This window comes from Kordia sp., assembly GCF_965224175.1.
In the GTDB taxonomy this organism is placed as follows: Bacteria; Bacteroidota; Bacteroidia; order Flavobacteriales; family Flavobacteriaceae; genus Kordia.
Map to the genome: position 1 here is coordinate 4,628,222 of NZ_OZ245041.1, position 13,715 is coordinate 4,641,936.

Annotated in this window: 11 protein-coding genes; 3 read left to right on the forward strand and 8 right to left on the reverse strand. The window is 33.4% G+C overall.

Annotation, left to right across the window (positions count from 1 at the left end):
- Window positions 1-6: 6 nt before the first annotated feature.
- Window positions 7-1,953 (reverse strand): T9SS type A sorting domain-containing protein, encoded by a 1,947-nt coding sequence (locus ACOQOS_RS20110; RefSeq protein ID WP_420572274.1) that lies wholly within the window; start codon window positions 1,951-1,953, stop codon window positions 7-9.
- 119 nt (window positions 1,954-2,072) lie between these two features.
- Between ACOQOS_RS20110 and ACOQOS_RS20115 the strand changes: the two genes are divergently transcribed.
- Window positions 2,073-2,888 carry a class I SAM-dependent methyltransferase gene (locus ACOQOS_RS20115; RefSeq protein WP_420572275.1) on the forward strand — a complete coding sequence of 272 codons (816 nt, stop codon included), beginning with the start codon at window positions 2,073-2,075 and terminating at the stop codon, window positions 2,886-2,888.
- A 133-nt stretch (window positions 2,889-3,021) separates the two neighbouring features.
- Here the strand turns inward: ACOQOS_RS20115 and ACOQOS_RS20120 are convergent, their stop codons facing one another.
- Both ACOQOS_RS20120 and ACOQOS_RS20125 read right to left on the reverse strand, forming a co-directional pair.
- A complete protein-coding gene (locus tag ACOQOS_RS20120; protein ID WP_420572276.1) occupies window positions 3,022-3,801 on the reverse strand; it encodes a zinc ribbon domain-containing protein in 780 nt (259 codons plus the stop codon).
- 2 nt (window positions 3,802-3,803) lie between these two features.
- Entirely contained in the window at window positions 3,804-4,898 is a 1,095-nt protein-coding gene (locus ACOQOS_RS20125; protein WP_420572277.1) for a Nif3-like dinuclear metal center hexameric protein, read from the reverse strand.
- A 174-nt stretch (window positions 4,899-5,072) separates the two neighbouring features.
- Here ACOQOS_RS20125 and ACOQOS_RS20130 point away from each other — a divergent pair, with 174 nt between their 5' ends.
- Both ACOQOS_RS20130 and lpxK read left to right on the forward strand, forming a co-directional pair.
- Window positions 5,073-5,504, forward strand: a complete 432-nt coding sequence (locus tag ACOQOS_RS20130) for a hypothetical protein (RefSeq protein WP_420572278.1) — start codon at window positions 5,073-5,075, stop codon at window positions 5,502-5,504.
- A gap of 42 nt (window positions 5,505-5,546) precedes the next feature.
- A complete protein-coding gene (gene lpxK, locus ACOQOS_RS20135) occupies window positions 5,547-6,560 on the forward strand; it encodes a tetraacyldisaccharide 4'-kinase (protein WP_420572279.1) in 1,014 nt (337 codons plus the stop codon).
- Here the strand turns inward: lpxK and ACOQOS_RS20140 are convergent.
- From ACOQOS_RS20140 to ACOQOS_RS20160, 5 genes are all read right to left on the reverse strand, one after another.
- On the reverse strand, window positions 6,557-7,117 hold the full coding sequence (locus ACOQOS_RS20140) for a hypothetical protein (RefSeq protein ID WP_420572280.1): 561 nt from the start codon (window positions 7,115-7,117) through the stop codon (window positions 6,557-6,559). The genes lpxK and ACOQOS_RS20140 overlap by 4 nt on opposite strands.
- Window positions 7,118-7,206: 89 nt before the next feature.
- A complete protein-coding gene (locus ACOQOS_RS20145; RefSeq protein ID WP_420572281.1) occupies window positions 7,207-10,035 on the reverse strand; it encodes a CHAT domain-containing protein in 2,829 nt (942 codons plus the stop codon).
- A gap of 43 nt (window positions 10,036-10,078) precedes the next feature.
- The gene (locus ACOQOS_RS20150) at window positions 10,079-10,666 is read right to left on the reverse strand and encodes a hypothetical protein (RefSeq protein WP_420572282.1); all 588 of its coding nucleotides are present in this window, start codon (window positions 10,664-10,666) and stop codon (window positions 10,079-10,081) included.
- A 4-nt stretch (window positions 10,667-10,670) separates the two neighbouring features.
- Window positions 10,671-12,221 (reverse strand): T9SS type A sorting domain-containing protein, encoded by a 1,551-nt coding sequence (locus tag ACOQOS_RS20155; protein ID WP_420572283.1) that lies wholly within the window; start codon window positions 12,219-12,221, stop codon window positions 10,671-10,673.
- A gap of 9 nt (window positions 12,222-12,230) precedes the next feature.
- The gene (locus ACOQOS_RS20160; protein WP_420572284.1) at window positions 12,231-13,631 is read right to left on the reverse strand and encodes a hypothetical protein; all 1,401 of its coding nucleotides are present in this window, start codon (window positions 13,629-13,631) and stop codon (window positions 12,231-12,233) included.
- Window positions 13,632-13,715: the final 84 nt, after the last annotated feature.

The following is a 13,715-nucleotide window of genomic DNA, read 5'->3' on the forward strand; positions in this document are numbered from 1 at the left end:
TCCGAATTACTTCTTCACAATAAGTTTCGTATATGTGTTTCCAGTAGTACTTTGAAGATTGATAAAGTAACTTCCTGTTTTTAATTCACTAATATCAATTGTATTTTGATTTGCTTGCATAGCAAAAGCTTTTACTTGTTGTCCAACTAAGTTAAAAACTTTTACTTGAGAAATCGTTTGTTTTGATTCAATATGTAATTTTCCAGTTGTTGGGTTTGGATACATTGTGAATGAAGTATCTTCAACATCGACAGTACTTAAGGTATTTGTGATTGTCATCATAGATGTCGCTGTATATAAATCACAATCTCCTACAGTATGTGTAATTGTATACATTCCAGCAGTAGAAGCAGATAAGTCAATTTCACCAGTTGTTGCATTGATAGACAATCCAGATGGTTCTGCAGTAAATACTCCAGTTACACCTGTTGTACGTGTTGGCGTTGGATCCGAATCTCCTGTAGCATATGTATTTAAAGCGTATGAGAATGTAGCAAAATCATTATAGTGTAAATCTATATAGTTTTTAATGACAGTTGCGTAATCATCTGCAAAAGGCACTAAAGTTTGTGGGCGCGAATCATATACATTTCCATTATACGTTCCTAAGTCACGTACACGTCTGTTTACTTCTGTCATGATTCCATCAATGGTTCCGCCACCACCAAGCCCGTCGCTTGCAGTTGGTCCTGAACCATGACGTCTGTTGTTGTAAAAATCTCCATCAAAGTACGCATTGCTAAATGGACGTGTATCATCACAACTGTTAGAAGCGCCGCTGTCAAAATCACTAGGCACTGTACGGTAACCGCTTGTTACACCACAACCAGAATATCCTTGCGCATTGTAAAAAGCGCCTCCAGTATCTTTAAAAAGTCCACCTAAACTATTTGGTCCACGAACCAATTCTTCTTGGGTTAAGTTCCCTAAGTTATTGCTCACTAAGCTTGTAATTGTAGAATTTGAAACTCCGTTTAAGTGATTTGCTGTTGTATTATTCAAATCAGAAGCAGAAATATTGTATCCGGCTTCAATTCTTGGAATACTATGGCTTTGTCCATGTAAATCAATATATAAACCTTTTCCCCATTTACTCATTACATCTGCGCTGGCAGCATCAATAAAATTATGGAAAGCATTCCAATAGAATAAAGCATCAGAGTCACCACAAGTAGCTTCATTTTGTTCTCTATTTGGATCTAATTTACTTCTGTGTAAGTTATTGATAATGATGTATGGATAACATCCTGTTTGATCGTATACAGATTGTTGAATTTCACGAATTAAAATATCTGTATTGTCATCTCTTTCATTAGTTCCACATCCTCTGTCTGGTAACGAACTGTCATTATCAGGGTAAAAAGTTCCACCAATTGTTTGTCCAGACTGTTGTACACCACCATGTGGCGCAGAAATAATAATTGGCATATTTCCAGGAATGTACTCTATGTATTCGTTTCCGCTTGTGTCAAACTGAGAAACTCCAGGGAATGGTGGCGGTGGCGCAGGTGCTTCTTCTACTGCAAAATAGAAGGTTTGAGAAATCTCAACAGGATTACCTGAACCAACATTATTAGAAAAGTCACCATTAAAAGAAAAAGCAGTTTGTCCATCAGCAGTTACTGTCAGACTTCCTCCGTTATTCCAGTCATCTCCATAGAAGTCATAAACAATTACATAATACCCACTATCAGCAGGCATGTTGTCATCAACTGGATAACTTACAGCAGCAGTGGTTTCGTTATAAGGTGCATTTCCGCTACCATTATAGCCGTTATCTACGGTTTGTAATAACATTCCGCTCGGACTGTATAATTCGACTCTGTTTTCGCTTGACCAAGCTGGCCAATTAACAGAAATTACAACATCAACATTTTGAGCATACGTTGTAAAACTCATCAGTAAGCATAAGATGAAAACACTTTTAAATAGTGAAAAAGTAGTTTTTTTCATAGAAAATTATATTTGTGTAAGATTAATTCAGGTGCGATTTAATTTATTTTCCTTACAATTGCTATATAGAAGATAAATCAAAAACAATAATACGATAAAAGGTATAAAAATCCGATAAAATGGACAATAATTATTTCAAAACCAACAAAGAAACTTGGAACAAGAAAGTAGCTATTCATGCAAAAAGCGAGCTGTATAATATGGATGCTTTTAAAAAAGGAGCCACTTCTTTAATGAAATATGAACTTGCTAGTTTACCAAATTTAGCAGGAAAATCACTCTTGCATTTACAATGTCACTTTGGACAAGATACAATGAGTTTTGCACGTATGGGTGTAAAAGCAACAGGAATTGATTTGTCTGATGAAGCCATCAAATTAGCAAAATCATTAAACACAGAACTGAATTTAGACGCTACATTTCATTGTTGTAACGTATTTGATGTAAATGATCATGTCACAGATACGTTTGACGTTGTTTTTACGAGTTATGGTGTAATTGGCTGGTTACCAGATTTGGACAAATGGGCAAAAATTATTGCTTCGCGCTTAAAAGAAGGCGGAACATTTTATATGGTAGAATTTCACCCAATTGTTTGGATGTTTGATTATTTACAGACACCACCAGTTTTGAGATATGCTTACGATCAAGAGGAAGTGATTTATGAAGAGTACGAAGGAACGTATGCTGAAGATGGAGAAACCAAAATGGTTAGCAAAGAATATGCTTGGAATCATGGTTTAGGAGAAGTCATCAATGCTTTGATCAATGCAGGATTAACCATTGAGTTTCTCACCGAACATGATGCGTCACCATATGATGTGCTGCCAGATTTGGTGAAAAACGAAGAAGGTTTGTATGAAACAAAAGACAAAATTTATCCATTGATATACGAATTAAAAGCCACAAAAGAAAAGTCGTCAAGCCAAACTTGATTCGGTTTCTCATAAAAATTAAAATTAATAATAATGAGATTCTGGATCTAGTCCAGAATGACGTAAACATAATAGAATAAAAAAAACCTCACTACTTAGCGAGGTTTTTTTTATTCTATTATGTTTATTGGAATTAAAACTTAGCAAAAAGTTTTTCCATTTTTTCTTTTTCTTCTTCAGCTAATGCTGGATCTACTAAAATACGTCCACTGTGCTCATCAGTAATGATTTTCTTTCTAGAAGCAATTTCTACCTGAACTTGTGGTGGAATTGTAAAGTAAGAACCTCCAGAAGCACCTCTTTCAATTTTTACAACAGCTAAACCGTTACGAACGTTTTTACGAATTCTTTTGTATGCTGCTAATAATCTATCTTCAATTAACTTTTCGAACTCTTCAGATTTTCCTAAAAGGAACTCTTCTTCTCTTTTAGTCTCTTCAAGAATATCATTCAATTCAGCTTTCTTGTGCTTTAAGTGAGATTCTCTTTCGTCTAAACGTTCTTTCGTTTGAGAAATAACAGATTTTTTCTGCTCAATAGAAACTTTAAATTCTTTAATGTGCTTTTCAGCCAATTGCATTTCTAACTCTTGGAATTCAACTTCTTTAGATAAAGCATTGTATTCTCTGTTGTTACGAACATTTTTTTGCTGCTCTGTATATTTCTTGATTAAGCTTTTAGCTTCCTCAATAATATTCTTCTTGCTTTTAATATCTTCATCAATTTGATCAAGATCTCCATGAAACTTTTCAAGTCTCGTATTTAATCCAGCTACTTCGTCTTCTAAATCTTCTACTTCTAAAGGAAGTTCTCCTCTTACATTCTTAATCTCGTCCACGCGAGAGTCAATTAATTGTAAATCAAAAAGCGCGCGTAATTTTTCTTCGACCGTAACTTCTTTCTTCTTTGCCATATTTATGAATACTTGATTGGATTTGTATTTTCTGCTGATAAAATGATCGCAAAATTAGGAATTTTTTTTGTAAGATACTCAAATAAAAGATTTTTTGTATACTGTTCACTCTCATAATGTCCAATATCAGCTAAAATTATTTGGTTTTCTGCCTGATAAAAATCGTGGTATTTCAGGTCTGCCGTGACATACGCATCAGCGCCAGCACGTTTGGCTGCTCCGATGGCAAAACTTCCACTTCCACCCAAAACAGCTACTTTTTGAATCATTTTTCCTGATAAAGCCGAATGACGAACCACAGGAACGTTCATTTTTGTCTTTAAAAGCGTCATAAAATGCATTTCACTGATCGGTTTTTCAAACGTACCAATCATTCCCATACCAATATGTTGGTTTGTGTTTTCTAAAGTTGTAATCTCATAGGCAACTTCTTCGTACGGATGTTGCTCATGGAGCGTTCGGATAATTGTACCTTCTAAATGTTTTGCAAAAGTGATTCCGAGCTGTGTTTCTTCTTCAAAATGGGTTTCACCTTTGGTACCAATTGTTGGGTTTGAAGCTTCATTTCCTTGAAAACTTCCCAATCCATCAATATTAAAGCTGCAGTTTTCATAGTTGCCAATGCTTCCAGCTCCAACAGCAAATAAGGCATTTCGAACTTTTTTAGCAGCAGCTTTTGGTACAAATGTTACTAATTTTTTTATAGTTCCTTTTTGTGGAATTAAAATTGATTTATTGGTCAAGCCTAATTCGTCACAGATACGATCACTGACACCATTCCATGAATTATCTAAGGCAGTATGCATGGCATAAATAGCTATATCATGTTTTATCGCTTTCAAAACAACACGTTCTACATATGTTTTTCCTGTAATCTTTTTTAGTCCAGAAAAAATAATAGGATGAAAGCTTACAATCATATTGCATTGTTTTTCAATAGCTTCATCTACTACATTTTCAAGAGTATCTAATGAAATTAATACACCAGAAACTTCTTGTTTGCTATTACCGACTAGCAAACCAACATTGTCAAAATCTTCAGCATAAGCCAATGGACACAATTCTTCAATGTGCGACATAATATCTTGTACAGTCATCTACTTTTCTTTTTCTCAAATATAGAGATTCACATTAAAAAACAGGTTATCAAAATGTAAAACCGCCTTTATTTAGAACGCTTACGAATTTATTACGACGCTTACACAATATTTTCTGACTTGTATGAATAGATATCTTAATTTAAGAAAATTAACTGAAAAATTATTTTAATTATGAACAAGAACATCTACACATGTCTCTTCTTTTTGATTCCTTTTTTTGCTTTTTCGCAATCGCGAAACGGAATTATTCCTATTGAAGACGATCGATTATTTAAAGTTGTTTTAGAAGTAAATGAACACAATGTATTGTCTAGAAGTAACGAACATTATAGAATGCAAGCCATTAAGGTAGAGAGTGATGAACGTGTAAGTGATGATGAAGACATTCAGGCGTTTAAGAGCTTTTATTATCTAGTGATTGCTGATTTTGAAGAATCTCCACAAGGAAAATTGTATAAAACTGCCAATTTGATTTCGCCACAAATTTCTGTGTATCCAGATAGTTATAAGTTTTTTAAAATCTTGATTACACATGGCGAACGGCAAGAAAATCAATTGGTATTATTTGCTTCTAATGAAAAGATATATGTGAAAAAGGAGTGATGATTTTTAAATCAATTCCATAAAAAATTATACTTTCGCTGTATGCGAAAACTTCGATTGTTATTATTACCTTTTTCTCTATTGTACGGAGCTATTGTGTTTGTGCGCAATTGGATGTTTGATAAAGGCTATTTGAAATCGACTTCGTATGACTTTCCAGTGATTTGTGTTGGAAACCTCAGTGTTGGTGGTACAGGAAAGTCTCCAATGATTGAGTATTTGATTCGTTTACTAAAAGATCAATACAAAGTTGCTACATTGAGTCGTGGTTATAAACGAAAAACTAAAGGATTTTTACTAGCTAACGAAACGACAACAGCTTCAGATATTGGTGATGAACCGTTACAATTTTATAGCAAATTTGGAAATGAAATTCAGGTTGCCGTTGAGGCCGAACGTACTGTGGGAATTGAAGCATTAAGAAGTTTGCCAATTGTTCCCGAAGTTATTTTGTTGGATGATGCATTTCAACACAGAAAAGTTACCGCAGGATTTCATGTATTGTTAACGCCTTTTTACGATTTGTACGCAAACGATTTTATGTTGCCAGCAGGAAATTTGCGCGAACCCATTTCAGGAGCGAAACGCGCAGATGTGATTATTGTGACTAAATGTCCGCCGAAAGTTTCTACTGAAGAAAGAACACGAATTACAAAGAAATTACGTCCAAAAGCAGATCAAAAAGTGTATTTCACAACGATTGCCTATGCAGAAACTGTGCAAAGCGAGCATGATGAATTGTTGTTGTCTTCTTTGAAAGATTCAGAATTTATCTTGATTACAGGAATTGCAAATCCAAAGCCATTGTTGCAACACTTAAACGATCAACAGTTACAGTATACGCATTTGAAATATGCAGATCATTATCATTTCAGCGAAAGCGATATTAATACCATCAAACAGAAAGCAGGAAACAAACGTATTTTAACGACCGAGAAGGATTTTATGCGTTTGCAAGGAAGCTTGGATAATTTGTATTATTTGCCAATTAAAGTAGCGTTTTTGGCAGATGAAGCAGCTTTTCAAGCACAAGTGAAAGAGTTTGTTGAATTTTAAATTTTGAATGTTAATCGAGTTCTCAATTTATCAAACCAAGAAGCATTTTGAATAGTATAGCATGTTCTTACAAAAGTAATTTCTGTAGTTTCTAAGCATTTTGAATCACTAGCTAATCTGGATTCAATTTTAATTTTCCGTTGTTTGATAGGTTTGAGTTTTACAAGTAGTTCATTTTCTCTATATATCAGTAAACTATTGTTTTCTTTGTGAAACTGCCACCAGTATTCTTTGAAGTCGTAAACATGAGCATAATTATTTAAACGCTCACTATAATTCATTTTTATTCCATGATTAAAGCTTAATTCTATAAAGTAACCATGTACTAAATGTTGCATCTCATATTCTTTGAATTCTATATATTCATGGTTATCAGCTTTGTTTGAATATTTAATAAATCGTAATGTGTCATTTTTTAGAAATGCGTTATTTTTATTATCAATAAACCAACTTGTTTTTACAAAATCTGCTCTTGAAAAATGTTTGTTTTTTACTTTTTGAGCAAACACATTTTTACCTAGGATTATAAACGTTATGAGAATGAATAGTTGCTTCATGTTTTGATGTCTTACTTCAAAACTAGCTTATGTTATTTACATGTGAAATCGAAAATGAGTGAACGTACCTTCTGATTTAGTTATATTGTTCATCGTGTTTTTTTTCTATAAAAAGCAATCCCTAAAATTATCAAGAAACTCATTCCAAGTAGATACCAAATTATGTTTGAACTACTTGGTGAAATAGCATTTTCTTCTCCATACAATACAAAACCTGTCCAATAAAAAGGTTGTTCTAGTTTTGTGCCTTTGTGTACGTTGAGATAACTTAGTTTTGCTTTTTTGAGCGCTTCCGATTTTGGATAGCCATCTTTTAGATTTTGATAAAAACTTCCCATAATCTCACTTGTAGATTGGTCTGGAACTTCCCATAAGCTTACTACGGTAGCAGGAACGCCAGCAAAGGTAAATGCGCGTTGAAAAGATTCTACATTTCTACCAGCATTTTCTTTTCCAACACCAGTATTGCATGCGCTTAAAACAGCCAAATCTGCTTTTAATTGTAACGCATATAATTCTTCTAAATACAAATCGTCTTTACCTGCGTTGTTTTTGCTAAACAATAATCTACTTAGTCCAGGTTCTTTGTCATTGATTTGTGCATGCATTGCTAAGTGTAAAATGCCTGCTGTTGGCGCAGTGCTGATGAATTTTTCTTTTGATAGTTCTTCGCCAGTGTACACTACAGACGTAAATAAATTGCCAATAATTTCAGCTTCTTTTTTTGCGCCTGCCAGTTTTGAAGCTTTATCTCTAGTGACTACAGCAAGTCCATTTTTTTGTGATTCTGTATAATTAGGAGCGTAAATAGCCAAAGCTTTATCATGACTACTTTGATGATCTTCTAGGTATATAAATTTGAGATTGGACGTATAACGTATGTTGTGACTTTCTGTTAGAAATTCATTGTTGCTTTGTAGTATTTCGAATGGAATTCGATACAATTCACCATCAGGATTTATGATGATTTTTTTGATATTTGAGTCAATTTTAGGAAGTAATATTTGACTAAGTTGCGAAACACTATTTGCGTCGTAGCTTCTATCTTTTATACTTGCTAAGAGTTGTGTGTTGAGTTCAATTTCTTTATTCGTCCATGGAAAGAGTTGCCAGTCTATATTGTTGGACGTAATTGTAAAGACAGCAATTTCTTTTTCAAAAATCATATATTTTAAAACCAATTCATCACTGCGTAAGTTTTTTTGCAATTCAGCAATTTCAAACTTTTTAGTACTTAAAAGTTCTAAGTTTGGAAACTTTTTATTTGTGAAAGCATTGTTTTGATTGATTAAATTTAGAATGGAATCTTCTTCGCGAATATTGTTGTCTCTTTTAGCCGCAGTAAGCAACGTACGAAGTTTTAAATGGCGATAGTTTAAAGAATCTAATTCAGGTAGTTTGTTGGTATATCTATTTTGATAAAAACGTTGCCACGACATTTGATTCATCATGGTTTCTGAACGACTTAGTAAGGTTGCTATTGAAATAGTACTGTTTTCGTTTCTCGTTTTTAATAATCCACAGATAATATGTCGTAATAGATTGTTTTGTTGTGGATTGAATTTTGTACGAGCATAACTATTTTCAAATTGAATAAAAGCTAAAGCATATAATTTTGAAATGGTTTGTTGAACAGTAGGATCGTTTGGATAGAATTCTTCTAGTTTTTCAGCAACTCTTCTTATCAGTCTTGTTTCTCCAAACACTTTACTGGGTTTGAAATTGCTGTAATCTTTGGTTAATTGTGTTGTGTCTAAGTGAATTTTTTCAATGACAGCATGAAAAATACCTAAAGCACTATCTTTTTGTTTGAGTTTAGCTTTGATCAATCCTTTTTGTGCTAAGAAAAATGGTATTCTATAATCATTTGTCTGCATTGAATCTAACAAATGTGTAATTAAAACATCGGCTTTTTGAAGTTCATTTGCGAGTGTAAGTGCTTTGCATTTGTTGTATTTAAAAGTAAAATAATTACCAGGATAGTTTTTGTTTTCTATCAAGTCAATTGATTTGTCTACATAATACGAACCAACTTCTAAATCTTGTTTGGTGGTTAACGAATCGTGCTTATGACTTACATACCAATCGCCCACATGATTCATGGTGGTACTATAGTAAATTCTTTCGCTTGTATCGAATGTTGGTAAGTCATGCAATTTTTCAAGTTTTTGAACAACATCTACAAGTTCTAAACTGTCTTTTTTACTTTCGGCAAGTTTGTAAAGTAGATATGCTTTTCTATATAACAATACAACTTCATATCTATCTTTTCGAAATTTATCTAGATACTTTCTGTTGTTTTGATAGGCTTTCTCTGCCAAACGAATATAAAGTTTTGCATCTTCTATATTTCCATAATAAGCAGCTTGACTCGATAAAAAAACGTGTGCATCTACTAAATAATCTAAGTTTGCTTGGTAATCGTCTGATAGATATTCGAGTGCCGTTTTCATGCTTACTTTAGCACGTTTGGCAAAATTCATCCCAGACTCTCCATATGCTCTTTTGTAATAGAGTACACCTTTAATGTGTTTGGCTCTTGGACTTATAGCTTTTCCGCAAAAAGGCATGCCTTTGTTAGCACTATTGATGCTTTCTAAGTATTTTCCTGTATAATAGTTTCCTTCAAATTGATTGTAATATAAATCAGCGACATCCAAACTATCTTTTTCCGTTTTTGGTTGTACATTTTTTAGATGCTTTTCTAGAAAAATCAATAATTCATCGTATTGCTTTGTATTATTTAATGCATTCGATTTTCCCCATAGAAAAGATATTTTGGGATTGATTAAAGTGTCTTGTTGCTGCTTCTCCTGAAATCGAAAACCTTTTGCCTGTAAGTTATTATAGAAAAACAGTACGCATAGGATTAAGCATATGCGTACTGTTTTTATTATATAGGTTTTGGGTGTTTTCAATTTTTAGTGATCAAATTAAGTTTCAGTTTAAAAATACAATTTTTTAAAATAGACCTGTATTGTTCGCAATTTTTATAGCGATGCTCTTGTAATCACGCTTTTTTGCAATTTCTTCTTTGTTGAATGGAGAACCAGGAACATTGATTGTAATGATATATCCGTCCATTTTTACAGAAAGTTCACGTTTCTTTCCAATCCAAATGGCAGCTTCTCCCAATCCTGAAATATATTCTGACGATTTTGACATTTTCTTTTTGAGTTCCCAAGTTTGCTTCCAATCTTCTCCTTCTGCGATTATATTTTCGGCAGCGAAAATAGTTCCACTTAAGTAATCATATTCGTTTTCACCAACATAGACTAGAAAACGACAGTTTTTGGATGCAAATGTTTTTCCATCATCAAAAAGTATCTTTTTTGAATCAGGATATAACTCTTTTAATTTGGCTTGACTTAGATATGTACACATATTTTTAGGAAGTTCTGAAAAAGCTACTTTGTTTCCTTTAAAATTTTTATTTACAAAGTTAGTGTCTCCCAATTCTTGCCCAATAATAGTTTCTTTATCGCCAAAACAAGCTGTAAATGTGTACGATATGAATATAATGATTGCAATAAGTTTTAGATTTTTCATGTTATTAGTTGATGATTAGTTTTTTTAATGTTGTGGTTTCTGTAGTTTTGATTTGCACCATATACATTCCACTAGAAAGCTTTTCAAGATTTAATGTTTCTTGTTTGCGAGTGTAGTTTTCATTTTTAAGAATGAGTTTTCCAGACATGTCATAAATTAACACATGCTCTAGATTTGTTGGCGCGCTGACGTGTAGTTGTTCGTTTGCAGGATTTGGATACATACGAATTTGATTTTCGGCATTTGCTACAGCATTCAAACTTAGTGTTGAAGTATCTTGAACATTCAGAATAAAACCACCATTCAGACTATTTGAATTTACGGTTCTGTTCATTGTTCCTGTGGCTTCCAACCAAACTTGTAGATAGTAGGTCGTGTTTGGCGTAAGATTGTCTACAGACAATTCACCTTCCTGACAGAATAAAGGTTGCGGATCACCACAAGATGCATAGAAAGCTATTTTGCCCACCAATGGAGCGGCCTCAATTGTCATCGTTACACTTCCAGAAGTTGGCGCTACGAATTCATACCAAACATCCAAAATGGTAATGCCGGTTTCTTGGCAACTTGGAGTGTTTGTACTATTAGTGGCATTAATTGTATTTCCAGAAGCAGGTTGTGCTAAAGTGATAGAAACAGCTTGTGGACAATCGTCATTAGAAGGAGTACAATTCAAACTAAAACCTGAAAAATAATCTGTAGGAAATCCCCAAAAGGTATTACTCCAAGCAACATCATCCACTTCAATACAGGTCAAGGAAGGATTGTCTTTTACTCTGAATGTTTGTCCAATATTTGTGTTGTTTCCACTTTTTATGAAGATGGTTTCCAAAGCCGTATTATCTTCTGCTCGTACACTATTTAAAGCTGTATTAGCTGAAAGATCAATGTATGGTAATATAGTATTGTCATCAAACTCAATGGATTCTAACAAAGAGTTTTGGGTAACATTCAGGTTAATCAAGGTATTGTTTTGCCCCACAAGTAGTGTTTTTAATGCAGTACAAGTAGAAAAATCTAATTGTGATACGTTTACTGAATTGATAAAAACATCTTCTACTAAAGGATTATTTCCAAAAATGATGGTTTCCATATCATCAGACATCTCTTCAATACTTACCTCTGTAAGGTTGATGTTATTGGTGAAATCTAGGTTTGTAATCGCAGACCTAGAAACACTCACAAAGGAAAGATTAACCAAGGCGCTCATGTCAACGGAAGTATCAAGGACATCACGAATGACTAACTCTTCTAAGGTGGTTAAATTTTCTATAGGAGATAAATCGGAAATTTCGCCAGCAACTCTCAACTCTTTTAAGGAAATAAAGTCTTGTAAACCAGTAATGTCTGTAACGTTAAAGTTTCCGAAATTAAAATCTTCCAGATCATCAATATTTCCTGTCAGTACTAAATTATCCAACGGACCAGAATCGAGTCCAAGCTGTTGCAGTCTATACTCTAAAGCATCATCAGGAATATACGTAGTTTGTGCGATGGTTGTTGTAGTTACACTACAGAATATTGCAATAAGTAATAGTATTTTTCTTTTCATCATAAATAAGGGTTAAAACATTTTTTTGTATTCTTTCGGGTTGATCGTTTTACTGATATGATCTTTGATGGCTACAGTTTCACTTTTCATCGTTCCTTCATTTGATTGTACTGTATATTCCATGATGTATCCGTCAACGATTCCTTTGTGTTGAATGAACCAGTTTGATAGTTTTACATCTGGAGCAACCCAAAAGTTGATTTTTATACTATTGTCAGACATTGCGTATTCGTGACAGGTTGCGCCAAGAATTGTTTTTGTATTTCCTGTTTTTTGAAGTTTTGTATAATCGAAGTTTGCCATTTGATCGGTTGGATTCTCCATTTTTTGTCCCATCATTCCAGCAGACATGCGCATTTTCATTCCGGCTGTTTCTACAAAAATGTGCGTATCTCCTTTGTCCATGACAATTATAGATTCTCCGTTCATTTCTTCATCAGAGTATTCACTCAGATCTGCTTTAATTCCTATATATTGAGCATTTGAATTTAGTAAATACGACATGTTGTATGTTCTTTTTTGTTCTGGAACCGAAATTTTTGTCACAGTTTCATGTGTAAAATGATAGGTTCCTGGAGCTGCTGCAGTATTTGTGTTTCCTGTATTGATAACAGTTCCTGAGTTTGAAGTATTTTGATTATTCTGGTTTTTAGTAACCGTTTCTTGATTCATGAATTTAGGTGTTATTGCATCAATACCACCAGTTACGGAAGCTTCATAAAACTTTTCTGAGTATTCATCGCTATTAGCCAGTCGAGTGACTTTTCTTAAAGAAGTTGTTCCAGAAAAACTAATTTGAATAGCTTCGTCAGAAAGTACATCAATCGTAACTTCACCTCTGGATATATTATAGTTTTGGTAATCATCGGTTACGGCACGACTAAAACCGTCTTCCGATTCTTTGTTATAAGGCAGTTGCGGATCGTATGCTATTTTTAATGTTGCTTCTTGCGGAATTTTAAAAGTGTGTTTTTCTGATTTGTTATCTTTTAAATTTTTATCTGTTGTGATCATAATGGTAAAACCATCATATATATCTGCTTTATGTGACCACCAGTTTCCGTAGATCATATATCCTGAGTTCGTTTTATCTACTTTTATTTGACGTGCTTCCGTAAGTGTTACACTTCCATATGTTTTTGAGTGATTAATAACTACATCTCCAAAATCTTTTTCCTTGTTGGCAGTTGGTGCTGTTTCTTTTGAATTTTCCTTTTTAGGATTTTCTTTCCCTTCAATGGTATTGTCAATTGTTTTATCGACTTTCTTGTCTATTTTATTTACAATATCATTTTCAACCTTTTGGATTTTTTCTTTTGCTTTCTTTTTTAATCTTTTAAATAATTGTGCTTCAGCATTTTGAAATGATGCTAAACAGAAGATAAAGAGCAGTATTTGTAATTTTGATTTCATGATAAATACGTTTGTTTATCCTTTTGTATATTTAACAAGCGTAATATTAACAGCTACTTTAATTTTTTTTATTCTATTGTTAAT